We start from the raw sequence: 23,536 nt of genomic DNA, 5'->3' as shown, positions 1-23,536 counted from the left end.
TTGCTCTTCAACGCTGACGTGATAACATTCAATATAATTATGCTAATTATTCTCATTTTTAAAATCTATTAATATGATTAAACGCCGTTATTTGTTTATCTTATTATTGTTACTTTCGGGTATTTCCCTCTTTTTAGGCGTAAGTACCGTTAATTTGCAAGGATTATTCAATTTTGATACTCAGCAGTGGCAAATATTTTTGATTAGCCGTTTGCCCCGTTTAGTCAGTATTTTGATTGCTGGGGCATCATTGAGTATTTGTGGATTGGTTATGCAGCAGTTAAGCCGTAATCGGTTTGTTTCCCCAACCACAGCAGGCACGATGGATAGCGCAAGGCTAGGCATTTTAATTGCAATGTTACTGTTTCCTTCTGCTTCAATGTTACTCAAAACAAGTGTTGCAATTCTGGTTTCTTTTTGTGGCACATTGTTGTTTATGACGTTGCTTTCTAAGCTGAAATTTAAAGATAGCATTTTTGTGCCGTTAGTCGGCATTATGTTTGGCAATATTATTAGCGCTATCACCGCATTTATTGCCTATCAACAAGATTTGTTACAAAACCTTTCTGGTTGGTTGCAAGGCGATTTTTCCTTAGTAATGGCTGGGCGTTATGAAATGCTATATTTCAGCATTCCGGCATTGATGCTTGCTTATCTTTTTGCCAATCGCTTTTCCATCGTAGGAATGGGGCAGGATTTTGCAGTCAATCTTGGTTTGAACTATCAGCAAGTGCTTTATTTAGGCTTAGCCATAGTCGCAACGGTATCATCGATCATCATTGTCTCGGTGGGGGTTATCCCCTTTCTCGGGCTGATTATTCCCAATATTGTTACCCTTTATTTGGGGGATAATTTGAAAAAAGTACTGTCTCACACCGCACTTTTAGGTGCTGTTTTTGTGCTGTTTTGCGATATTCTGGGGCGCGCGTTGATTTATCCTTACGAAATTTCCATTAACGCCATTGTGGGCGTATTCGGCAGTGCCATTTTTCTTTATATGCTGTTAAAACAAAGGGTTCAAAATGGTTAAGCACGTTTACGATCCTAAAAAATCATTGATTTTACTGAGTATTTTCGCATTACTTAGCATAGTGCTGTATGTGTTTTATCATCTCCCTACTCGCTGGGAATATGCCTTATATAACCGCGCTCTTGGCGTGCTTGCTATTGTAATGACAGGTGTGGCAATTGCACTGGCTACGATGATCTTCCAAACTATTGTAAATAATCGCATTTTAACGCCGAGTATTTTAGGCTTGGATAATCTGTATTTGCTCATTCAAACCCTGATTATTTTTCTCTTTGGTTCAAGCACATTAACCTCAATGAACCCCATTGTATTATTTTTTGTTTGCACCAGTTTGATGATGTTATTCGCACTAGGTCTCTATCGTTTTTTGTTTAAAAATGAACAACAAAGCCTGTTTTTCTTGCTTTTAGTGGGGATCATTTTTGGCACCTTTTTCCAAAGTTTAACTTCTTTTATGGAAGTACTCATCGATCCCAATGAATTTCAGATCGCACAAGACATCGGCTTTGCCAGTTTTAACCGTATCAATCTTGATATTTTATGGATCGCGCTAGCTGGCTTACTCGCCACAATACTTTATACCCTACGCTATGTGCGTTATTTTGATGTGCTTGCCCTTGGGCGTGAACAAGCAATTAACTTAGGTGTGGATTATCCCGCGATCACTAAGAGATTACTCATTGTTGTGGCAATTTTAACGTCAATTTCCACCGCACTTGTTGGACCTTTAACCTTCTTGGGCTTATTGGTGATGAATGTTACCTTTGAATTTATTCGTACTTATCGCCACACAATATTAATCCCCGCCGCAATGCTGATCGCCGTGATCACCCTTGTTTTCGGGCAATTACTGGTTTCCCAAGTCTTCACCTTTAACACCACCTTGAGCATTATCGTGAACTTTGTTGGTGGCGTCTATTTCCTTTATCTGTTATTAAGGACAAATAAAAAATGGCAATAGAGATTAAAAATATTAATAAATCTTATGGTACTAAAAAAGTCGTAGATAACCTTTCGGTTACCATTCCGCAAGGTAAAATTACCTCGTTTATCGGCCCAAATGGTGCAGGAAAAAGTACGGTGCTTGCCATTATCAGCCGTTTACTGCGTGCAGATAGCGGCACGGTAAGCCTAAATGGGGTGCCATTACATCAGCAAAAAAGCAGTGATATTGCCAAACAACTTTCTATTCTAAAACAATCCAATCACATCAACTTGCGTTTAACGGTGGAAGAATTGGTTGCCTTCGGGCGCTTTCCTTATAGCCAAGGAAATTTAACCAAAAACGACCGCACTTTTATTGATAATGCGATTGCCTATATGGATCTAGGCGAGTTTCGCCATCAATATATTAACCAGCTTAGCGGTGGGCAGCGCCAACGTGCCTATATCGCAATGACTTTGGCGCAAGATACAGATTACATTTTGCTTGATGAACCACTGAACAATTTAGATATGAAACATTCCGTCCAAATTATGCAAGTGCTACACAAGCTCACTACCGAATTGAATAAAACGGTAGTCATTGTGATCCACGATATTAATTTTGCCTCTTGTTATTCTGATTACATTATTGCAATGAAAGACGGCAAATTAGTTCATCAAGGGGACGTTACCACAATGATGCAAGAACCCGTTTTAGCGAGCATTTACGATATGCCAATCCCAATTCAACAAATTAATCAGCACAAAATTGCTGTGTATTTTCGACATCAATCAGCTTAATACAGGAGTATGCTATGAAAAAAACCTTCTCAACCCTTGCCCTCAGTCTTTGCGCCTTACTCGGCGTTGCCAGTGCGAATGCAGCGGATATTACCGTAGAAAATGCAGCTGGCAAACAAATTGTGCCACAAAATCCTAAGCGTGTTGTGGTGCTTGATTTCTCAGCTGTGGATACCCTTCGCACGCTAGGTGCAAAAGATAGCATTGTTGGCATCAGCAATGCCGGCAAAGTGCCTGAATATTTAAGCGAATTTAGCAAAGAACATTACGCGAGTGTTGGCGTGCCACCAGAGCCTGCGTTTGAGAAAATCAATGATCTTCACCCAGACCTTATCATCGCCACCGGTCGCCAAGAAAAAGTATTGGATCGCTTAAAAGAAATTGCGCCAGTCTTTTTTGTTAAAGTGGACTACAATAATTTCTATCCAAGTTTCCAACAAAATATCCACGCATTTGGACAAATTTTTGATAAACAACAAGTGGCAGAGGAAAAACTGACACAGCTGGACAAACAAATGAAAGCCCTTGCAGAGAAAACCAAAGGTAAAACCGCCCTACTTGCTTTAGTCAATGAAAGCCGTATGAGTGCTTTTGGTGAAAACTCTCGCTATGGGATCGTTTATAGTGGTTTTGGCTTCACCCCTATTGATAAAAATATTAAATCCTCCACCCACGGAATGAGCATTGGGTTTGAATATGTGCTAGAAAAAAATCCAGATTATTTATTGATCGTGGATCGTACCGCAGCCATTACGGACAAAGCCAATAATGCCCAAACCGTGTTAGATAACGCTATTATTCACCAAACTCAAGCGTATAAAAATAATCATATTGTTTACTTAAATGCCGCAAATTGGTATTTAACTTTCGGTGGTTTGGAAAGTATGGGGATTATGATCGATGAAGTAAAAAGTGCGGTGGAAAAATAGGGCATTTTTTATCACAAACAACAAACTATGAATTCCCCCTTTTTAAAGGGGGAATTTTTTATCTCACATTACATTACCTCTCGCACCTCAACTTTACGCTTTTCATAACGAGATTTTGTACAGGCATCAGCAGTTGCAATCGCCGCTCTTGCTGCTTCCCCTGTGAGTAATTTCTCAAATTCCTTACTTGGCTGCATACCGTGCATAATGTCATTGAGCTATTTGCGTTCTTTCCAAATGATAGGAAAATAACTTATCTAAATGTGAGAATAAAAAAACCCGCACTTGGTTTCTCAAGTGCGGGTAAATTTTGTGGAGTTTTTTAGCTTCTGACTGTTTCAGAATCAGGATCACCATTGGAAATTGGTTTTAACAAGGTGAAGAAGCAAATGATCGCTAATAGTGTTAAGCCTGTGCCTACCCAAACAGACACATCGTAGCTTAAACCTAAGCCAATTTTTGCATACGCAAGGAAAGTGGCAGAAACCATTGTCATAAAGATGGCTGGAATTGTACAAATCCAGTGGAATTTATGATAGCGATATAAATAAGCCGCGGCTGTCCATAACATAACCATTGCGGTCGTTTGGTTTGCCCAGCCGAAGTAACGCCAAATTACTTGGAAATCGAGTTTAGAAATGATGAAACCTAGTACGAATAATGGAATAGCGATCATTAAACGTTTAACTAAATTACGTTGATCAATTTTGAAAAATTCCGCGATAATCAAACGTGCAGCACGGAACGAGGTATCACCAGAAGTGATTGGTAATACCACCACACCAAGCACCGCTAAAATACCACCGAAGTAGCCTAGCATATGGGTGGCGGAATCATAAACCACTTTTGATGGTGTACCTGCGGTGATTGCATCATTCATTAGTGCTGGGCTATCGTAGAAAGTTAAGCCTACTGTACACCAAATTAAGGCAATCACCCCTTCGCCGATCATCGCACCATAGAAAACAAAGCGACCTTCTTTTTCATTTTCCATACAACGTGCCATCAATGGAGATTGTGTTGCGTGGAAACCTGAAACCGCACCACAAGCAATGGTAACGAAAATCAATGGCCAAATTGGTAAATCTTTTGGATGCATATTTTCAAAGAATTTCGAGAAACTCATCTCGCCAACAGTATGGAATAAGGCTTTGTCTTCAAATAATAAGGCAAATAACATTCCAAAAGACATAAATAGCAATAACGCACCAAACAATGGATAAATGCGACCAATAATTTTGTCCACCGGCACTAAAGTAGCAATGATGTAATAACCAAAAATAATTGCTGTCCAAACTAATAACGTGCTTTTCGTTTCTAGGTTGAACATTTCACCGACATTATCCACTGTTAGATTGGTTAATAAGCTGGCTGGTGAAATGACGAATACAACCCCAACAAGAATTAACAATACAAGGGCAAGGGCATTCATAAAATGCTTAACTGGCGCACCTAAATATTTACCCGCAAGGTTAGGCACTGATTGTCCCCCATTGCGAACACTTAACATTCCGCAGAAATAATCGTGTACGGCACCTGCAAAAATGCAGCCAAAAACGATCCATAGCATTGCAACAGGTCCATATAATGCCCCAAGAATTGGACCAAAAATTGGCCCTGTCCCTGCAATATTTAATAATTGGATAAGCCAGATTTTCTTTTTAGACATCGGCACATAATCCACGCCGTCAGCCATTGTGTGAGCGGGAGTTGCACGGTTTGGGTTGATCTTAAAGACACGTTCAACCACAGAACCGTATAAGAAGTAGCCTAATAAAAGCAAGGCTACGCAGGAGAGAAACCATAACATAAAGAACCTCATAAAAATTAAACATAAAATTTCGTGCGCAAGTTTAACAAGAGTAAATTTAGTGTAAATATATTGTTGCAATTTATGTGATCTTCCGCACAGTTTTTATTCAAGAATTGATAAAAAAGATCCGTCAATCCGATCCTTATACTTCTTTATGGGTATTTCTCGTGGTCAATATAACAATGAAGTGATGATTTTTTAAGCGAAAAAATGCCCTAATTTATCACCGCACTTTATTTTTTAGCCATAAACTGCGTTTCAAATGATTAAACTGGACGAACACTATCAAGTGCCAATACGCCATCAAATTCTTCGCAGAAGCGCTGTAAACGTTCATCTGCTTGTAAATTTTCTCGCGCCTGTTCGCTTAACTCTTGGTAGATTTGTTTACGGTAGTCCATTGGGGTGAGCTGTTGGAGATCTGCATTAGTTTCCACAGAAAGTGTCACATCTTGCTGATAAAATTGACTTAAGGCTGTTTGTAACTGAATGCGAAGTTTTTCATTATTCAGATGCAATTTATCTCGGCGCAAGCCTAGCTGAATTTGGTTTTCACTCTGGCTTAAAATTACGCAATTCATTGCCATTTGTTTTGCCAAGCCTGAAATAGCTAACTGTTCGATAATATCCGTCCATTTATCCTGCGCTTTTGCCATCGTCAGCACTTTTTCTTTTAGTTCTGGCGTTGTATTTTCTAAAATGGCTTTGCGAATTTCTGACGGACTTGCATTATCCTGTTCTTCTGCCATTGCTGGATTGCTCCAGTTCCAACGGTAGTTTTCAGCTAAATTGAGATCATCTTCCTGATCAAGATCAGCAGAAAAATCTGGCTGATTTTGCACCGCACTTTGAATGACAGGCATATCCATTGGTGGTATCTCTGCTTCTAGCGATTGAGGAATTGATGGCTGAGAAATCTGCTGATGGATAGATCGCCCAGTGTTTTTCTGCTGGCTAAATTTGCGTTCTACCACAGGGAGATCCGTCACTTGATTGGTATTAGTGTTTTTTTTTTCGCTCGTTACAGGGGAAGAAAGTTGATCCAATGCATCCATCACTTCTAACGCTGCATTACTCATCGCAGAAGATGGACGATTTGATGTTGAATGTCCTTGTGGTTGCGCAACAAATTGCGTTGTTTTTGATTCTGGATGAGCCTTAAATTGTTGCGATACCACGGGCATTTCCACTAATTTTGTGTGATTTTGTACCGCACTTTGCACTGAATTCTGGGGGGAATTCACTTGTTCCACTGGCTGCATTTCAGGTGCTGCTTGGATAAGTTTAGGGTGAAAAGCCAACGCACGTAGTAAAATCATTTCTACGCCCATTCGCTGAGTTGGTGCAAAGGAAAGCTCTTTCTGTCCGTTTAAGATAATTTGATAGAAAAATTGTACATCTTCTGGAGGAAGGTGTTTCGCCAAAAAGCCAATATGGCTTTCATCACTAATTTGCGCCTGTGGTAGCAATTGACACATTGCAATTTTATGCAAGTTTTCTGCCACAGCTTTTAGCAATTCGTTCCAATCACCGCCTTTTTCCGCCACGGCTTGAATTGCTTTCATTAAGCCTTCCCCGTTACCTTGCTGTAAGGCATACAAAATATCAATAGGCTGACTATCATCGAGTAAGCCAAGCATTGTATTTACCACATCAAGAGTAATATTCGCGTTGCTCATTGCAATAGCTTGATCTGTTAAGCTTAGACTATCACGGATACTGCCTTGTGCGGCTCTCGCTAATTTTTCAATAGCAAGCGGTTCAAAAGGGATCTTCTCTTGCTGTAAAATAAAGGCTAAATGATCAGCAATTTGTTGCTGATCAAGTGCTTTAAGATGAAATTGAATACAACGTGATAAAATAGTAATCGGTAACTTCTGCGGATCTGTGGTTGCCAGTAAGAATTTGACATATTCAGGCGGTTCTTCAAGGGTTTTCAGTAACGCATTGAAAGAATGACGAGAGAGCATATGCACTTCGTCAATTAAATACACTTTATAACGCCCTTGCACCGGTTTATATTGCACATTATCAAGCAGTTCACGGGTGTCTTCTACCTTAGTACGTGAAGCGGCATCAATCTCAATAAGATCGATAAAACGCCCTTCTTCAATGGCTTTGCAATGCTCACAAACCCCACAAGGATTCGCTGTTACCCCTTCAACACAATTCAACCCTTTTGCGAACAGGCGAGCAATCGAAGTTTTCCCCACGCCACGCGTTCCTGAAAAAAGATAGGCGTGATGTAAGCGATTTTCATTCAATCCGTTAGCAAGGGCAGTAAGAACAGGTTTCTGTCCTACTACATCGGAGAACTTTTGCGGTCGCCATTTTCTTGCTAATACTTGATAACTCATTGCTTGCTCGCTTAGGATAAATTAGTGTCCGTCAAAATTCACTAAGGAAAATGGCGTTACCCCTAAATCACGTAACCGTTGTTCACCACCGAGTTCAGGTAAATTAATGACAAAAGCAGCATTTTTCACTTCCCCACCTAAACGTTTAACCAATTTCACGGTAGCTTCTACCGTACCGCCCGTGGCTAATAAATCATCAATAATCAATACGTTATCGCCTGATTGAATCGAATCAGTGTGAATTTCTAAGGTATCTTGACCATATTCTAATTGATAGGATTGGGCAATCGTTTCACGAGGTAATTTACCTGGTTTACGCACTAATACAAAAGGAACATTTAACGCTAATGCCACGGGTGCGCCAAAAATAAAACCACGGCTTTCTGTGCCAATAACTTTATTGATCCCTTTGTCTTTGTATTGTGCCACGATTAAATCAATGGTTGCCTTGAACGCCTCTGGGACTTCAACGAGGCTTGTAATATCACGAAAGATAATGCCTTCTTTCGGGTAGTTTGGAATAGATTTGATCGATGATTTAATCAGTTCTAATTGTTTGTTCATTTTCTTACCTAAAGTGCGGTCAAATTTTCGACCGTTTTCTATAAAAAAGAGCGGCACGCATATTACCACAGATTATTTAATTTAACGATAAATATCCGCACCATCTTTTCGGGTTTTTAATAAACGTAAAATCCATACATATTGCTCTGGCGTTGGGGTAACAAATTGCTCAATTTCTTTGTTCATTTCCCGTGCCATTTGCGCGGGATCTTCGCTAATTGGCATTGGTGGATGAATTTCCATTTCATATTTGCCCCGCTCTGCGTTATAACGAGGAAACATTGGGATCACCACGGCTTTAGCAAGTTTTGCCATTTTATTCAGCCCCGGTAAAGTGGCTTTATAAGTGGCAAAAAAATCAGCATATTCACTTAATTCTTCGCCATAATCTTCATCGGGCAAATAATACCCTATTTCGCCTTTTTTGACCGTGTTAAGAAAGGGTTTGATCCCATTTTGACGAGCGTGCATTTTTCCGCCAAAACGCTGACGTGCCATTGTCCATAGCCAATCCACTAAAGGATTACGATGTGGATTATACATCGACGTCATTGGCATTCCATAAGTATGTAAAATAATACCCGAGGCATCAATTGCCCAACCGTGTGGCACCATTAAAATAATATTATGGCCTGCCGCTTTGGCCTGTTGAATAACGTCTAAACCAATAAATTCACTGCGTTGCTGCAAATGTTTTTTGGAACGCAATGCAATTTCCCCAATGCCAAGCATCACTTGGCTCACGGTGATGAACATTTCGTCAATCACCTTTTCGCGTTGCTCTTCTGTCCAATCAGGAAAGCAATATTGTAAATTCACGCTTGCTCTATGGCGTTGTTTTTTTGCTTTTTGCGCTACAATTAAACCAATTTTCGCCGCAAGCTTATCCCTTAAACGAAAAGGTATAAAGGCAAATAACGCCAAAGCCAAAATACCTAGCCAAACAGCCCAATATTTTGGCAATAAAAACGCCCATTGCCATTTGGGATCATAGCCTATGCGCGCGGTTAAACGTACATCATCTTGTTGTGTCATAAATCCTCAACTACCCAAACCAGCCTTGATCATAGGCCATTTTAGCCGTCATAATGAAAGACATCATCACCACCATCGGACGAATTAGCTGTTTGCCCTTGCTTAATACCATTTTCGCGCCTAAGTTTGCGCCAATAATCTGCCCTAACATCATTACCAGCCCAGCTTCCCACCAGATTTGTCCGCCAATCAGAAATAACAAAAGTGCGGCAATATTTGAGGTAAAATTTAATACTTTGGCGTGAGCAGTCGCTTTAGCAAGATTAAAACCCAATAAGGTTACAAAAGCTAAACTCAATAGTGAACCTGTTCCGGGTCCGAAGAAACCGTCATAAAAACCGATCCCAAATCCCGCACTAAAGGCAAACGTTGCGTAAGAAATGCGTTTATGGCGATCTTCATCGCCCAAATTTGGCGTAAATAAAAAATACAGACCAATTGCGAGGACTAAAAAGGGGATAACCTTTTTAATCAATGCACTATCAACGAGCTGAATAAGTAGCGTGCCAAACACTGCGCCGATAAATGTCATCAGCACCAGTAACCAAATGGCGCTTAAATCTACCGCTTTTTTACGTAAAAAATAAAAACTTGCGGAAAAAGATCCGCCACAAGCCTGCAATTTGTTTGTGCCTAATGCCATTGCTGGGGGGATGCCTGTCATCAATAACGCGGGGATGGTGATTAAGCCACCACCACCTGCAATAGCGTCAATAAACCCCGCAATTAATGCGACAACAAATAATAAGGCAATAAGGTTGAGGCTGATTTCCATTTTTCGTTCCTATCTCGAAGGATTATTCCAACCATTCACTTTGGTTTGGTGAGCTGCTCACTTGCTGACATAAAAAAGGTTCAGGTGGACGTGGTTTGGGCTTCACACTGCCTGTTGATGGTTTGGCAGGTTTAAACCAAGAATATAATTCTTCACCACAGCCTTCACCCGCAGGAATGGGGGCTTGATTTTCACAATATTTAGCGCCTTGCGGACAAGTTAAACGAACGTGAAAATGCGAATCGTGGCCAAACCAAGGACGGATTTTTTGTAGCCAGCTACGATCCCCGCGTACCGTTTGACAAAGTTTCACTTTAATCGCTGGATTGACAAAAATACGCGCTACTTGCTTATCTTGTGCGGCTAGACGGATTAGATTGACGTGATTTTCTGTCCATACAGAATCATCAACACGCTGTGCTTTACGATCCACCACTAACAAGCCCATTCCCGCTGGGTTTTGTGCATCTTTATCGGATAAACGTCCTAAGCGTAGCCAAATATCCGCATCCAAGCCCATTTGATGGCTGGCGTGTCCAGTAAGAAAACGTCCGCCCCCCGGCATCGCAATATCGCCGATAAGCATTGTTGGAATCCCCGCTTGCTTCACTTTTTTACCTAGACGCTGTAAATAGGCAATCATATCAGGGTGTCCATAATAACGGTTTTTACTTGTCCGAATCACTTGGTATCCTTCCCCATTAAATGGCAATGGTTTAGCCCCAATGATACAGCCATTACTATATGAGCCAACTGGCTCAGGTTCACCTGAGATCGGACGTTTTACTTTTTGCCAATATTCTGGACTAGCTATGACACTGCTAGTCGAAAAAATGCCACAAAAAAGCACCGCACTGACTGATTGAATTAACTTTTTCATTTACATTGAGCCTTAAATCTTAATAGGTGATCGAGTAAAACAATGGCGGTCATTGCTTCTGCAATCGGCACGGCACGAATCCCTACACAAGGATCGTGGCGTCCTTTGGTGATAACTTCCACGGCTTCATTATTTAAATTGACGGAACGTCCCGCAATGGTGATGCTAGATGTTGGTTTTAGTGCAATCGTCGCAATAATGGGTTGTCCAGAGCTGATCCCGCCCAAAATACCACCTGCGTGGTTAGAACAAAAACCTTCTGGCGTCATTTCATCGCGGTGCTGCGTGCCTTTTTGTTCCACCACCGCAAAACCATCGCCAATTTCTACTGCTTTCACTGCGTTAATGCCCATTAAGGCGTGTGCCAAATCCGCATCAAGGCGATCGAAAACCGGTTCACCTAAGCCAACTGGCACATTTTCTGCCACCACCGTTAATTTAGCACCAATCGAATTGCCTTCTTTTTTTAGTTCACGGATTAATTCATCAAATTTTTCCACCGCACTTGGATCTGGGCTAAAAAAGGGATTACTGTTTACTTGTTGCCAATCAATTTGTGTAATGTCCTCTACGGTTTTGGGATCGATGTTCACTGAGCCAATTTGTGAGAGGTAACCGCGTACTTCAATGCCAAAATGTTCACGTAAATATTTTTTCGCAATTGCCCCAGCCGCCACTCTCATCGCGGTTTCTCGTGCAGAAGAACGTCCACCTCCGCGATAATCACGCAAACCGTATTTTTGTTGATAAGTATAATCAGCGTGCCCCGGGCGGAAACGATCTTTAATTTCACCATAATCTTGTGAGCGTTGATCGGCATTTTTGATGATCATTCCAATACTCGTACCTGTGGTTTTCCCTTCAAACACCCCAGAAAGAATTTGCACTTCATCATCTTCTCGTCTTGCGGTGGTATAACGAGAGGTGCCGGGTTTACGGCGATCTAAATCAGGTTGGATATCCTGTTCAGATAGCTCAAGCCCCGGTGGGATACCGTCCACAATACAGCCCAAAGCAATGCCGTGCGATTCGCCAAAAGTGGTTACTCGAAAAAGTTGTCCGATGCTGTTTCCTGCCATTATTTTTCCTTCTGTTATTCCTTATGATTTTGCTAAATTTTCTGACATAATTTGTACTTCTTGTGCCGTTGCTTGATTTTTAATAAAGACATCAAGCTGATTAAAGGCAATTTCTACATTATGTTCTGCGAAAAGTTCATCAATTCGACGATTGAGATGATCGATCGTCATCGTTCTTTCATTAAGATTGCCCACATAAACCCGTAGTTCATGATCTAATGTACTTGCCCCAAAGACAAGGAAGTATGCCATAGGCTCAGGATCTTTCAACACATATTCACATTCATCTGCCGCTTGTAATAATAAACGTTTAACTAATTCCAGATCCGATCCATACGCCACGCCCACGTTAATCACCACACGGGTCATCGAATCTGTTAATGCCCAGTTAATTAAACGCTCTGTCACAAAGGCTTTATTTGGCACAATCACTTCTTTTTTATCAAAATCAATTAATGTGGTTGAGCGGATACGGATTTTTGAAACCGTACCAGAATATTCTCCAATCGTTACCACATCACCAATGCGCACTGGACGTTCAAATAAAATAATAATCCCTGAAATAAAGTTAGCAAAAATTTCCTGTAAACCAAAACCTAAACCAACAGAAAGTGCGGCAAATAACCATTGTAATTTAGACCACGACATTCCCAGCACGGAAAAAGCCGCCCCTCCGCCTAATGCAACGATAAAGTAGGTTAATAATGTGGTAATCGTATAAGGGGTACCCTGTGAAAAACTCACTCGAGAGAAAATTAAGACTTCCAGCAAACCCGCGATATTTTTAACGATCGCATAAGTCCCTATCAAGATAATTAAAGCAAATAACAAATTAAGTAAGGTTATTGATTCGGTTACCGTTCCTGAATCTGTCGTAACTTGTTGCTGCCATAAGGTTACGCCTTCAAGATAATAAGCTACGGTAATAAGATCTGACCAAACCCAATAAAATAAACCAAATAAGCTCACCCAAAGCAATAGATCAACGATACTTTTTACTTGGTTTTTGACTTGTGAAATATTCAGCACTTCTTCTTGTTGAATTTCCGAATTTAGCTCATTATCACTATTCTCTTCTTTTTGCGCTTGCATTTGCTCACGCTTTTCTAATAAACGACGATAAGATAATCGACGTGCTGACACGGTAAAACTACGATAAATCACATCTTTTGCGATCATCCAAAGCACCAATACAAAATAAGAAGACATTAAATGTTCCATCAAATTAAGTGCGGTGTAATAGTACCCCATTATAATCAACACAATTAATGCTATCGGCGCAATCACAAGTAAAATACGAGCAAATTTAAATAAATAGCTCCGCTCACCTGCTTGTTCTTGGGTTTTCTGATAAATACTTACCGCATAGCGTAAACGTGGTCCTACAATGAAAAGGGAAATCACTAAAATTGAAATGGTTAGCACTTCCCCGATCACATCATTCGTAATCCCCGTATCTAAATGGGTAAAAATCGAGGCATTCAGCCATAACGCATAGATCCAAACTGAACGTTTAGAAACGGAATAAAATAGCTGTACATTATATTGCGGCATATTAAAGTGACGATAAGCTAATCCATTTGGGCGTAGCATTGCCAAAATAAACGCAAAGAACAACCAATACCCCGCCATTTTTAAAGACCACAACCAAAACGGTTCTGGATTTTCAAAACAGATTGACGCAATTAAAATTAAAAGAGAAAGAAAAATCAGTGTAGAACGCAAACATAAGATTAACGTCCATAAAATCGCCTCGGGGGTATAATGCTGGCGTTCACCTCTTAATGTATTGATTTTACTGTTAATATAAGCCAGACGTTGGGTGATTTTTTCTTTACGCCACTGAATCAATGCCGCCAAAAGCAAAAGTAGAATAACTTGTAAAACCGTTGGCACGAAGTTATCCTTCCAGTTAGCGAAATTGATCAAGCTTTTAATATCTTGCAACTGGTATTTCACTTTTGGCAAGAAATTAGTAAACCAATCCATATCCAACGGTGGATTACTTCTCACCCAGAAACTTTGCTGTTGTAATTTGCCCTGCAAAGCATCACTAATTGCCGTAACCTGCTGTTGGTTTAACTCAATATTAATCGCTAAATTTAGCTGATTATTCAGGTTCGTAATGGAATCTGACAATAATTTACGCCGCTCTTGTAAAATTGCAGTCAGCTGATTTTTTTCATCGTCCGTTAAATGTGTGTTGGCGTTTTTTTCTAAACTGACAATGTAGCTTTGGGTATCATATAAATTATCGCGCAACTCAGTTAAATCAAAAATTTGCACGCGTAAATCCGTAATCTGCTTTGCCAGCCCACGAATCATTTGATCTTGCGGTAAAAGTTGCTTTTGTTTATTGATAATACGTGAAAGCACTAACGTTCCTTGTAACGCACTAATTTGCTCGTTAATGTTTCGCTCTGTTTGTTGCAAATTATCCAGCACACTTTTTATCCGTAAGCTATCTTGTGATAGCACATTTAACTGCGCCGTCTGTTTTACCAAATCTTGGCTAATTCGCACATTTTGGTTTTGTTGTTCAACAATGATAGGGTTACTATCTTGCACATTCGTTTGCGATTGTTTTAACTGCTCTGCCTGCTCACGGGTTTCTTGCAAATTCTTTTCATTAATCACCTCTTGTAGCATTGCTAATTTTGTTTGCAACTGCTGCTGCATCAAGGTTTTTTGCTCTAATTGAATGGTATAAAGCGAAGTCAAATCATTATTGCCTTGCAATAACATTTGATTATAGCTGTTTTGCAAGCCGATCAACGCCAGCTCTGTTTCGAGCTTATTTTTTTCTACGGAATCTCCCGCACTAATGCCAAAGAGTAATTTATCAATTTCTTGTGAACGAATTAAATTCGCGCCCAATGCAGACTGCGCACGTTCAGGTGCGGCGCGTTGGCTCACTAACTGAGCATTAATTGCACCCAAATCCGCTTGGATTTGCTGTAAATGTTGCTGAGTAGCCATAGATTGTGTTTGCAACTCAGCCAACGATAATTTCTCAAACACTTTTACCGTAACCGGTGAGGCATTTTTTAATTTATCTACCGCCGCCTGTAAAGCCGCAACCTGACTAGGGGCATTCTCCACAGATTGACTTAATGATGCGTTATCCGCTTTCTGCTTTTCAATATTTCCAAGCAACGTGAGGGTTTCTTCAAGATTTTGCACCAAGATTTTATTATTGACATCCGTTTGATCGGCCTCTTTTGCCGCGGCAAGCTGTGTTTGAATATCCGCTTCTTTTGGTAAATCTGCCCAACTTGTAGAAGCCCAAGCCAAGGACAGAAAAAAGATCGCCCAAATACGTTTAATTATTTTCATTTTATTTTCCTAGTAATTCTTTTAAAGCCATTTTTAACGCATTACGCGAAATTTTAATCGTTCCCTGTTGCTGGCATTGTGCCACATCTAATGGAAAATAGTGTATCGGTTGTTTAAATTTTTCTAATCGCGAGGCAAGCCAAATTCGTAAATTTTCCACCGCACTTTGGCTAAATTCATCAATAAACTCAACCATTGCCACAGGACGTTGCCCAAATTCCATATCCTCCACAGGCAGGATAACGACTTGTTTTACCTTAGGATAATGCAAAATAACCCGTTCAATTTCTTCAGGCTGAATATTTTCTCCGCCTGAAATAAACATATTGTCTAATCGCCCTAAAACGCATAGCTCATCATTTTGCCATTCACCGAGATCTTTGGTGTGAAGCCAACCATCCTGTTGAACCAAAGGCAATATTTCACCCTGTTGCCAATAACCTAGCCCAAGCCCTGCACCACGCAAACAAATCTCCCCCTCAATCAGCGCAAGTTCTCGACCTTTGAGGGGTAAGCCCACACCACGATATTGATCGCTTTTTTTCGCACAGACTGTGGATGCCATTTCTGTCATTCCATAACCAGAATAACAAGTCAGACGATATTGTGCCGCCTGCTGCGTTAAGGCAAGGGGAATATGGCTGCCCCCTAATAAAATGTGCTGAGTATGGTCAGTCTGTTCAGAACGTTGTTGCAAATAAGTGAGAAAGCGTTGCAATTGTGTTGGCACAAGAGATAAATGTGAAACCTCAGCCGCGGCGGAATAAAAATTCTCATTCGGTAAATGCAATCTTGCTCCCGCGTGCAACCAGCGCCATACGATGCCTTGCCCTGAAACGTGATATAACGGTAAAGAAAGCAACCACGTATTTTCAGCCCCAAATGCCATTAATTCGCACACACCTTGCGCATTATCCAAATGCCCTTGCAGGCTATGCACCACCGCTTTAGGATTACCCGTTGAACCTGATGTGAGTGTCATTGTCGCTGGACGATTGAGATCATAAGCCGCCGTGCAATTTTTTTTAGCTTGCGAAGCCGTAACGGATACAACAAGTGCGGTGCAATTTTGCAATATTTTTTCGCCCTTAGGATCATAATAAAAATGCACATCCGCATTTTCACATAACTGGACAATCTTTTCTTCTGGAAAAGCAGGATTAATCCCCAACACTCTCGCGCCCAGTTGAATCCCTGCTAAATAGGCAAGCAAGAGCGCAAAACTATTTTTTCCGCATAAGGCAATCCCCTCACCAATATTCACTCCTTGCTGAGAAAATGCCTGTGCCACAGTATTAATTTTTTCACTCAGTTGCTGCCAAGAAAAAAGTTCGCCTTGCTCATTGCGCAAGGCTACTTTATGTTGATAATCAGGTTCGGCGGCATAATGTTGCCAAAGATATGTCATTGTAATGCCAATTAATTTACTGTGAAAAATGTGCGCACTTCGTCAATCAATTCTTCTGGCAAGTGCATTGATTGCATTGCACCTTCCAACATTAACATTTTACGCCCACTATTCGTATTGGTGATCACCCAATATGGCGTATTAGGAATTTGTTTTGGCTTAGTGTGATTCCCCGCCATTAACAACGTCCCCTCATCACGGGCAAAGTACACGCGCGTACGCCCTTGTAAGGATTCCGTAGCCTGTGCAAAACTTTCTGGATTCGTGCGATAAAGCACGCGTAAAATAGCCAAGAAGCGTACCACCACTTTGCTTTCTTGCTGAAAATCAGTGGACTGGATCAACTCACGCACCTTGCTAACCACTTTTTGGATCGCCTCATCAGATTGCTTTTTCGTTGTCACTTTTTCTTTTGCGGCTGGTTTTTCTTCCACTTTTTCATTATCTCGTGCTAATTCGTTGGAAATTTCCACCGCACTTTGATTATCAGCAGAAAGGTTTGGTGCAAAGGTCACATTATGATCAGTACGCACCGCAGGAAAATTGAGTAAACGGCGTAAAATATCAGAAGCACTTTCACCGATAGATCGGGTTTGGCTGGCTATGTATTGATAAAGTTCTTCATCTACTTCAATAATTTTCATTTTTTCTCTCCAGTTGCTTGATCTCTTTACGCTTTTGCAACATTATAACGATTTATTTTCAAATACTCACGCAAAAATTATGTCGCAAACGCAATTACTCAATTTTCAATTTCATCAATTAAAACAACCTACTAGCAACCCAACCTTAGTGTTTATTCATGGATTATTTGGCGATATGAATAATTTAGGGGTGATTGCCCGAGCCTTTGCGGAAAATTACCCTATTTTACGCCTAGATTTACGCAATCACGGACAGAGTTTTCATTCTGAATCAATGAATTATGATTTAATGGCGGAAGACCTATTAGCCACCATTGAACAGTTAGATCTTAAACAGGTAATCTTGATCGGGCATTCAATGGGGGGAAAAACTGCGATGAAAGCGGCAAGCCTTCGCCCTGATTTAGTGCAAAAACTGATTGTTATTGATATTGCGCCAGTGAAATATGGCGAACACGGACATAATAGCGTATTTGATGGTCTTTTCGCCGTAAAAGAAGCTCACGCAGAAACACGCCAGCAAGCCAAACCAATATTAGCTCAACACATACCAGAAGAAAGCATTCAGCAATTTATGTTGAAATCCTTTGATGCACAATCTACTGAAAAATTTCGCTTTAATTTGACCGCACTGAAACAAAATTATTCTCACCTTATGGATTGGCAAGATTGTTTTTATCCCAACCCGACCTTGTTTATTAAAGGTGGACTGTCTGATTATATTCAGCCTGAATATAGCAAGCAGATTTTAGCCCAATTCCCCCAAGCTAGCTCTTTCACCATTAACGGCAGTGGACATTGGGTACACGCCGAAAAACCTGAAGCGATTATTCGCATTATTCAGCGTTTTTTAGATAGCCAATAACAATCTCACCAATCAAAGGTTGAGGGTTTTAATCAACTATGAATTGTGATATAGTTCGCGGCGATGAGTAGTTGTAGCTTATCATTCTCAATTAGCTACATTTTAACCAGTTCAGTGATTTGAAAAATGGCAAAACAAGATGCAGATTGCATAACCTTAGATCTGTTTGCTAACACACCCAAAGTGGGACGCCCGAAAACAAATCCGCTGACCCGAGAACAACAACTCCGTATCAACAAACGTAATCAACTTAGACGGGATAAATCCTGCGGTTTAAAGCGTGTTGAGCTGAAATTGCATACGGATATTGTTCAACAATTGGAAGATTTAGCGTCTGTACAGCGTGTTAGTCGTTCAGAGTTAATCGTAACGATTTTACAAGAATATTTTAAATTTCAAGAAAATAGGAAATAAAAATGGCTATCGTTGGTTTATTTTATGGTAGTGACACGGGCAATACTGAAAACATTGCACGAATGATTCAAAAACAATTAGGCTCAGAAGTGGTAGATATTCGCGATATTGCCAAGAGTACGAAAGAAGATATTGAAGCCTATGACTTTTTAATGATTGGTATCCCAACTTGGTACTATGGTGAAGCCCAATGCGACTGGGACGACTTTTTCCCAACCTTAGAAGAAATTGACTTCACAGATAAATTAGTCGCCATTTTTGGTTGTGGCGACCAAGAAGACTATGCAGAATATTTCTGCGATGCAATGGGAACAGTACGTGATATTATCGAACCAAAAGGTGCGATTATTGTCGGTCATTGGCCAACGGAAGGTTACACTTTTGAAGTTTCACAGGCACTCGTTGATGAAAATACATTTGTAGGTCTATGTATTGATGAAGATCGTCAGCCAGAACTCACTGCTGAACGTGTTGAAAAATGGACAAAACAAGTTTTTGATGAAATGTGTTTAGCTGAGTTAGTTGAGTAACCCACCAAGAGCAAAAGAAAGGAAACATTATGTCTGAAGAAAATATTAAACTTCTTAAAAAAGCAGGGTTAAAAATTACCGAGCCACGCTTAACGATTTTAGCGTTAATGCAAGAACATAGTATGTCACATTTTTCTGCAGAAGATGTTTATAAACTATTGCTTGAACGCGGTGAAGATATTGGCTTAGCAACGGTTTACCGTGTACTTAACCAATTTGATGAAGCAAATATTCTCATTCGCCATAACTTTGAAGGAAATAAATCCGTTTTTGAACTTGCACCAAGTGAACATCACGACCATATTATTTGCGTGGATTGTGGCAAAGTCTTCGAGTTTAATGACGAGATCATTGAACAACGACAAAAACAAATTAGTGAAGAACACGGTATTAAATTAAAAACGCACAGTTTATATCTTTACGGTAAATGTAGTGATATTGATAACTGTGATGAGAAAGAAAAGAAATAATTACGCTTCTAAAAACTAAGCAAAAAATCACCGCACTTTTAAAAGCGTGCGGTGATTTTTTATCGCATTTTAAATGTTGCCATATAATTGGCACTTACGTCCTGATTTAATTTAAATGTTCCCATAAGTGGATTGTAATGATAGCCGACCATATTCACACAATCTAACTCAGCGCGGTCTGTCCAAGCAAGTAATTCAGCGGGTTTAATAAATTTTTCGTAATTATGTGTGCCTTTCGGCAACATTTTCAATACATATTCCGCACCAATAATAACCAACGCCCACGCTTTTAAAGTGCGATTAATCGTAGAAAAAAACAATACGCCATTAGGCTTTAACAAGGCTTTGCAGGTATTGATGATCGAGCTAGGCTCAGGAACGTGTTCGAGCATTTCCATACACGTAATCACATCAAATTTTTCTCCGTCAAGTGCGGTGTATTTTTCAAGAAAATTTTCTATGGTGGTCTGTTGATAATCAATACTTAGACCATTTTCTTGCGCGTGTAATTTTGCTACTTCAAGGGGGGCGGTGGTCATATCAATACCAGTAACATTTGCCCCTTGCTTAGCCATTGCTTCAGCTAAAATACCGCCACCACAACCGACATCTAAAACGTTTTTACCAAATAACCCCTCTGCTTGTTGGCAAATATAATCCAGACGAAGCGGATTTAAGCGGTGGATAGGTTCAAAATCCCCTTCAGGATCCCACCAAGTTTTCGCCATTTTTTCAAATTTTTCCAGTTCTTGTTGGTCGATATTTTGCATTGAGTTGTTCTCTTGTTTTTGGTTTTTATTATTTTAGCGTAAATTTTCTATCTTTTTTATTCTACGGTAAATTTCTCTTTTCTTTGTTAAGGTTATCACGCGCTTTGTTTTATGCCCCTTATTATTGCCTAAGTGCAGTAAAAATTCATTACAAAATTAGAGATATTATTGGAATTATGATACAATCCGAGCAATTTTTTATGTAATTAGGGAATATTTCAATGACGAATTTGGTTTCAAACGTTACCCCTGTTAGTATCGAAGAAGAACTTAAATCTTCTTACCTTGATTATGCTATGTCGGTAATCGTCGGCCGTGCTTTACCTGATGTACGAGATGGCTTAAAACCTGTACACCGCCGTGTTTTATATTCAATGGATCAAAGTGGCATTACCCACAGTAAAGCCTATGTAAAATCAGCACGTGTTGTCGGTGATGTGATCGGTAAATATCACCCTCATGGTGACAGTGCGGTTTATGACACTATTGTGCGTATGGCTCAACCTTTCTCATTGCGCTATATGTTGGTAGATGGTCAAGGTAACTTCGGCTCGATAGATGGTGATGCACCAGCGGCAATGCGTTATACCGAAGTTCGTATGCAAAAAATCACACAGGAATTGCTCACCGATCTTGATAAAGAAACGGTTGATTTCTCACCAAACTATGATGGTAAAGAAATGATTCCTGATGTGCTACCAACCAAAATTCCGGCCTTATTAGTGAATGGTTCCTCAGGGATTGCGGTGGGTATGGCAACAAATATCCCTCCTCATAATTTGGGTGAAGTTTTAGATGGCTGCCTAGCTTACTTGGATAATGAAGCAATTACCATTGATGAACTTATGCAATTTATTCCGGGGCCTGATTTTCCAACTGCCGCGCTGATCAATGGACGAAAAGGCATTGAAGATGCCTATAAAACAGGACGTGGTAAAGTTTATGTGCGCGCCAAAGCTGAAGTTGAAACTTCAGATAAAGGACGTGAAACCATCGTTGTTACAGAAATTCCTTATCAAGTTAATAAAGCAAAACTGGTAGAAAAAATTGCTGAACTTGTACGTGAAAAGAAAATTGAAGGGATCAGTAATGTCCTTGATGTTTCAAATAAAGAAGGAATTCGTCTAGAAATTGAGGTAAAACGTGATGCTGTGGGCGAAGTGGTATTAAATAACCTCTACGCCCTCACCCAAATGCAAGTGACATTCGGGATCAATATGGTTGCCTTAGATCACGGTCAGCCAAAATTATTTAACTTAAAACAAATTATTGAGGCCTTTGTAAAACACCGCCGTGAAGTGGTAACACGTCGTACAGTGTTTGAATTACGCAAAGCCCGCGAACGTGCGCATATTTTAGAAGGGCTAGCTATTGCCTTAGCCAATATCGATCCCGTTATTGAATTAATTCGTGCCTCTAAAACAGGCGATGAAGCCCGTGAAGCCTTGCTTGCTCGCGGTTGGCAGTTAGGTAACGTAAGTAAAATGTTAGAGGCAGCGGGAATGAATGCCTCTCGTCCTGAAGATCTTGCCCCCGAATTAGGTTTGCGTGATGGCGTTTATTATCTTTCTGAAGAACAAGCCCGTGCGATTTTAGATCTACGTTTGCAACGCCTAACCGGCTTAGAACACGAAAAAATTGTCACTGAATATCAGGAAATTTTAGTCGAAATTGGCGAATTATTGCATATTCTAAATAGTACAGAACGCTTAAGAGAAGTGGTTTGTGAAGAACTTGCGCGCATCAAAACCGAATTTAATGATGAACGCCGTACTGAAATTACAACGGCATCAGGTGATATTAATTTAGAAGATCTTATCGCTCAAGAAGATGTGGTGGTTACCCTTTCTCACGAAGGCTATGTCAAATATCAGCCACTTACCGATTACGAAGCACAACGCCGTGGCGGTAAAGGTAAATCAGCAACAAAAATGAAAGAAGAAGATTTCATTGAAAAATTATTGGTTGCGAATACACACGATACAATTCTTTGTTTCTCAAGCCGTGGACGTTTATACTGGCTCAAGGTTTATCAACTACCGCAAGCCAGCCGCGGTGCGCGTGGTCGCCCAATTGTCAATATTCTGCCACTGGATGAAAATGAGCGCATTACCGCAATTTTGCCGATTTCTGCTTATGAAGAAGATAAATTTGTAGTAATGGCAACTGCTGGGGGAATGGTGAAAAAAATCGCCCTTACCGAATTTAGTCGTCCTCGTTCTAACGGGATTATCGCGCTCAACTTGCGTGATGAAGATGAACTCATCGGTGTAGATATTACAGACGGTTCAAATGAAATTATGCTGTTCTCTTCGCAAGGTCGCGTGGTGCGTTTTGCAGAAAGTGCCGTTCGCCCAATGGGACGTACAGCCACTGGCGTACGAGGAATTAAATTAGCCCTAACAAACGATCTTTCTGATGATGAAAGTGCGGTGGAAATTGAAGACATTTCTGACGATAATAACGAAGAAACCCTTGATCTCAATATCGACAAAGTGGTTTCGCTAGTCATTCCGAAAAATGAAGGGGCAATCCTCACTGCAACACAAAATGGTTACGGTAAACGTACCGTTTTAGCAGAATATCCAACAAAATCCCGTAATACCAAAGGGGTGATTTCTATCAAGGTTAGTGAGCGTAATGGTAAAGTTGTTGCGGCAACCCAAGTGGAAGAAAATGACCAAATTATGCTGATTACAGATGCGGGAACCTTAGTCAGAACCCGTGTTAGCGAAGTGAGTATAGTTGGACGTAACACCCAAGGCGTGCGTTTAATCCGCACCACAGAAGAAGAACAGGTTGTCAGCCTTGAACGTGTTTGTGATGTTGATGAAGAAGACAACGAAGACACAATAGAAAACACGGAAGAATAAAATAAAGTGGGCTATTGCCCACTTTCTCTTTTCTCAAAG

The 23,536-nt window shown here is 40.4% G+C and carries 20 protein-coding genes and 1 pseudogene; 10 read left to right on the top strand and 11 right to left on the bottom strand.

Features of this window, described 5'->3' with window-relative positions; all coding sequences use genetic code 11:
• Positions 1-73 precede the first annotated feature (73 nt).
• The 5 genes and pseudogenes from L5B83_RS06435 to L5B83_RS12425 all read left to right on the top strand — a co-directional run.
• On the top strand, positions 74-1,030 hold the full coding sequence (locus tag L5B83_RS06435; RefSeq protein WP_268739349.1) for an ABC transporter permease: 957 nt from the start codon (positions 74-76) through the stop codon (positions 1,028-1,030).
• Positions 1,023-1,991 carry an iron chelate uptake ABC transporter family permease subunit gene (locus L5B83_RS06430; protein WP_265777919.1) on the top strand — a complete coding sequence of 323 codons (969 nt, stop codon included), beginning with the start codon at positions 1,023-1,025 and terminating at the stop codon, positions 1,989-1,991. The genes L5B83_RS06435 and L5B83_RS06430 overlap by 8 nt, the downstream gene beginning before the upstream one ends.
• Entirely contained in the window at positions 1,982-2,755 is a 774-nt protein-coding gene (locus L5B83_RS06425; RefSeq protein WP_265777918.1) for an iron ABC transporter ATP-binding protein, read from the top strand. Before L5B83_RS06430 ends, L5B83_RS06425 begins: the two co-directional genes overlap by 10 nt.
• Positions 2,756-2,769: 14 nt before the next feature.
• Positions 2,770-3,684 carry a siderophore ABC transporter substrate-binding protein gene (locus L5B83_RS06420; protein WP_265777917.1) on the top strand — a complete coding sequence of 305 codons (915 nt, stop codon included), beginning with the start codon at positions 2,770-2,772 and terminating at the stop codon, positions 3,682-3,684.
• Positions 3,685-3,819: 135 nt separating this feature from the next.
• Positions 3,820-3,936: pseudogene (locus L5B83_RS12425) on the top strand (hypothetical protein); the annotation flags it as partial.
• A gap of 70 nt (positions 3,937-4,006) precedes the next feature.
• On the opposite strand, the gene L5B83_RS06410 reads toward L5B83_RS12425, so the two are convergent.
• The 10 genes from L5B83_RS06410 to seqA all read right to left on the bottom strand — a co-directional run bounded on the left by L5B83_RS06410 (position 4,007) and on the right by seqA (position 17,575).
• Positions 4,007-5,494, bottom strand: a complete 1,488-nt coding sequence (locus L5B83_RS06410) for a carbon starvation CstA family protein (protein WP_250349776.1) — start codon at positions 5,492-5,494, stop codon at positions 4,007-4,009.
• Positions 5,495-5,763: 269 nt separating this feature from the next.
• Positions 5,764-7,854 carry a DNA polymerase III subunit gamma/tau gene (gene dnaX, locus L5B83_RS06405; protein ID WP_250349775.1) on the bottom strand — a complete coding sequence of 697 codons (2,091 nt, stop codon included), beginning with the start codon at positions 7,852-7,854 and terminating at the stop codon, positions 5,764-5,766.
• Positions 7,855-7,875: 21 nt separating this feature from the next.
• Complete coding sequence (gene apt / locus L5B83_RS06400; protein WP_250349774.1) at positions 7,876-8,418, bottom strand: adenine phosphoribosyltransferase; 543 nt, start codon at positions 8,416-8,418, stop codon at positions 7,876-7,878.
• 81 nt (positions 8,419-8,499) lie between these two features.
• A complete protein-coding gene (gene lpxM / locus L5B83_RS06395; protein WP_250349773.1) occupies positions 8,500-9,453 on the bottom strand; it encodes a lauroyl-Kdo(2)-lipid IV(A) myristoyltransferase in 954 nt (317 codons plus the stop codon).
• A gap of 10 nt (positions 9,454-9,463) precedes the next feature.
• Positions 9,464-10,228, bottom strand: coding sequence for a TSUP family transporter (locus L5B83_RS06390; RefSeq protein WP_250349772.1), 765 nt, complete (start codon positions 10,226-10,228; stop codon positions 9,464-9,466).
• A 22-nt stretch (positions 10,229-10,250) separates the two neighbouring features.
• A complete protein-coding gene (gene mepA / locus L5B83_RS06385) occupies positions 10,251-11,108 on the bottom strand; it encodes a penicillin-insensitive murein endopeptidase (protein ID WP_250349771.1) in 858 nt (285 codons plus the stop codon).
• Positions 11,105-12,187 carry a chorismate synthase gene (aroC, locus tag L5B83_RS06380; protein WP_250363377.1) on the bottom strand — a complete coding sequence of 361 codons (1,083 nt, stop codon included), beginning with the start codon at positions 12,185-12,187 and terminating at the stop codon, positions 11,105-11,107. Before aroC ends, mepA begins: the two co-directional genes overlap by 4 nt.
• A gap of 21 nt (positions 12,188-12,208) precedes the next feature.
• Entirely contained in the window at positions 12,209-15,523 is a 3,315-nt protein-coding gene (gene mscK, locus L5B83_RS06375; RefSeq protein WP_265777916.1) for a mechanosensitive channel MscK, read from the bottom strand.
• Position 15,524: 1 nt separating this feature from the next.
• Entirely contained in the window at positions 15,525-16,931 is a 1,407-nt protein-coding gene (menE, locus tag L5B83_RS06370) for an o-succinylbenzoate--CoA ligase (RefSeq protein ID WP_265777915.1), read from the bottom strand.
• 11 nt (positions 16,932-16,942) lie between these two features.
• Positions 16,943-17,575 (bottom strand): replication initiation negative regulator SeqA, encoded by a 633-nt coding sequence (seqA, locus tag L5B83_RS06365; RefSeq protein WP_265777914.1) that lies wholly within the window; start codon positions 17,573-17,575, stop codon positions 16,943-16,945.
• A gap of 79 nt (positions 17,576-17,654) precedes the next feature.
• Here seqA and L5B83_RS06360 point away from each other — a divergent pair, with 79 nt between their 5' ends.
• The 4 genes from L5B83_RS06360 to fur all read left to right on the top strand — a co-directional run bounded on the left by L5B83_RS06360 (position 17,655) and on the right by fur (position 19,854).
• Positions 17,655-18,440: an alpha/beta fold hydrolase gene (locus tag L5B83_RS06360; protein WP_265777913.1), complete on the top strand. Its 786-nt coding sequence runs from the start codon at positions 17,655-17,657 to the stop codon at positions 18,438-18,440.
• A 126-nt stretch (positions 18,441-18,566) separates the two neighbouring features.
• Entirely contained in the window at positions 18,567-18,854 is a 288-nt protein-coding gene (ybfE, locus tag L5B83_RS06355) for a LexA regulated protein (protein ID WP_250349765.1), read from the top strand.
• Between the two features lie 2 nt (positions 18,855-18,856).
• Positions 18,857-19,384, top strand: coding sequence for a flavodoxin FldA (gene fldA / locus L5B83_RS06350; protein ID WP_115249319.1), 528 nt, complete (start codon positions 18,857-18,859; stop codon positions 19,382-19,384).
• 29 nt (positions 19,385-19,413) lie between these two features.
• Positions 19,414-19,854, top strand: a complete 441-nt coding sequence (fur, locus tag L5B83_RS06345; RefSeq protein WP_250349764.1) for a ferric iron uptake transcriptional regulator — start codon at positions 19,414-19,416, stop codon at positions 19,852-19,854.
• A 59-nt stretch (positions 19,855-19,913) separates the two neighbouring features.
• Here the strand turns inward: fur and ubiG are convergent, their stop codons facing one another.
• Positions 19,914-20,624, bottom strand: coding sequence for a bifunctional 2-polyprenyl-6-hydroxyphenol methylase/3-demethylubiquinol 3-O-methyltransferase UbiG (gene ubiG, locus L5B83_RS06340; RefSeq protein ID WP_265777912.1), 711 nt, complete (start codon positions 20,622-20,624; stop codon positions 19,914-19,916).
• Between the two features lie 221 nt (positions 20,625-20,845).
• Between ubiG and gyrA the strand changes: the two genes are divergently transcribed.
• Complete coding sequence (gene gyrA / locus L5B83_RS06335) at positions 20,846-23,497, top strand: DNA topoisomerase (ATP-hydrolyzing) subunit A (protein WP_265777911.1); 2,652 nt, start codon at positions 20,846-20,848, stop codon at positions 23,495-23,497.
• Positions 23,498-23,536: the final 39 nt, after the last annotated feature.

Source organism: Avibacterium sp. 21-599 (genome assembly GCF_026226765.1).
GTDB lineage: Bacteria > Pseudomonadota > Gammaproteobacteria > Enterobacterales > Pasteurellaceae > Avibacterium.
Note: the sequence above shows the minus strand (reverse complement) of the source record. Positions and strands in the feature narration are given on the sequence as shown.

Bases quoted from the DNA above. Each gene is read 5' to 3' on its own strand.
- L5B83_RS06435 (WP_268739349.1), top strand. From the start codon at position 74: ATGATTAAACGCCGTTATTTGTTTATCTTATTATTGTTACTTTCGGGT.
- L5B83_RS06430 (WP_265777919.1), top strand. From the start codon at position 1,023: ATGGTTAAGCACGTTTACGATCCTAAAAAATCATTGATTTTACTGAGT.
- L5B83_RS06425 (WP_265777918.1), top strand. From the start codon at position 1,982: ATGGCAATAGAGATTAAAAATATTAATAAATCTTATGGTACTAAAAAA.
- L5B83_RS06420 (WP_265777917.1), top strand. From the start codon at position 2,770: ATGAAAAAAACCTTCTCAACCCTTGCCCTCAGTCTTTGCGCCTTACTC.
- L5B83_RS06410 (WP_250349776.1), bottom strand. From the start codon at position 5,494: ATGTTATGGTTTCTCTCCTGCGTAGCCTTGCTTTTATTAGGCTACTTC.
- dnaX (WP_250349775.1), bottom strand. From the start codon at position 7,854: ATGAGTTATCAAGTATTAGCAAGAAAATGGCGACCGCAAAAGTTCTCC.
- apt (WP_250349774.1), bottom strand. From the start codon at position 8,418: ATGAACAAACAATTAGAACTGATTAAATCATCGATCAAATCTATTCCA.
- lpxM (WP_250349773.1), bottom strand. From the start codon at position 9,453: ATGACACAACAAGATGATGTACGTTTAACCGCGCGCATAGGCTATGAT.
- L5B83_RS06390 (WP_250349772.1), bottom strand. From the start codon at position 10,228: ATGGAAATCAGCCTCAACCTTATTGCCTTATTATTTGTTGTCGCATTA.
- mepA (WP_250349771.1), bottom strand. From the start codon at position 11,108: ATGAAAAAGTTAATTCAATCAGTCAGTGCGGTGCTTTTTTGTGGCATT.
- aroC (WP_250363377.1), bottom strand. From the start codon at position 12,187: ATGGCAGGAAACAGCATCGGACAACTTTTTCGAGTAACCACTTTTGGC.
- mscK (WP_265777916.1), bottom strand. From the start codon at position 15,523: ATGAAAATAATTAAACGTATTTGGGCGATCTTTTTTCTGTCCTTGGCT.
- menE (WP_265777915.1), bottom strand. From the start codon at position 16,931: ATGACATATCTTTGGCAACATTATGCCGCCGAACCTGATTATCAACAT.
- seqA (WP_265777914.1), bottom strand. From the start codon at position 17,575: ATGAAAATTATTGAAGTAGATGAAGAACTTTATCAATACATAGCCAGC.
- L5B83_RS06360 (WP_265777913.1), top strand. From the start codon at position 17,655: ATGTCGCAAACGCAATTACTCAATTTTCAATTTCATCAATTAAAACAA.
- ybfE (WP_250349765.1), top strand. From the start codon at position 18,567: ATGGCAAAACAAGATGCAGATTGCATAACCTTAGATCTGTTTGCTAAC.
- fldA (WP_115249319.1), top strand. From the start codon at position 18,857: ATGGCTATCGTTGGTTTATTTTATGGTAGTGACACGGGCAATACTGAA.
- fur (WP_250349764.1), top strand. From the start codon at position 19,414: ATGTCTGAAGAAAATATTAAACTTCTTAAAAAAGCAGGGTTAAAAATT.
- ubiG (WP_265777912.1), bottom strand. From the start codon at position 20,624: ATGCAAAATATCGACCAACAAGAACTGGAAAAATTTGAAAAAATGGCG.
- gyrA (WP_265777911.1), top strand. From the start codon at position 20,846: ATGACGAATTTGGTTTCAAACGTTACCCCTGTTAGTATCGAAGAAGAA.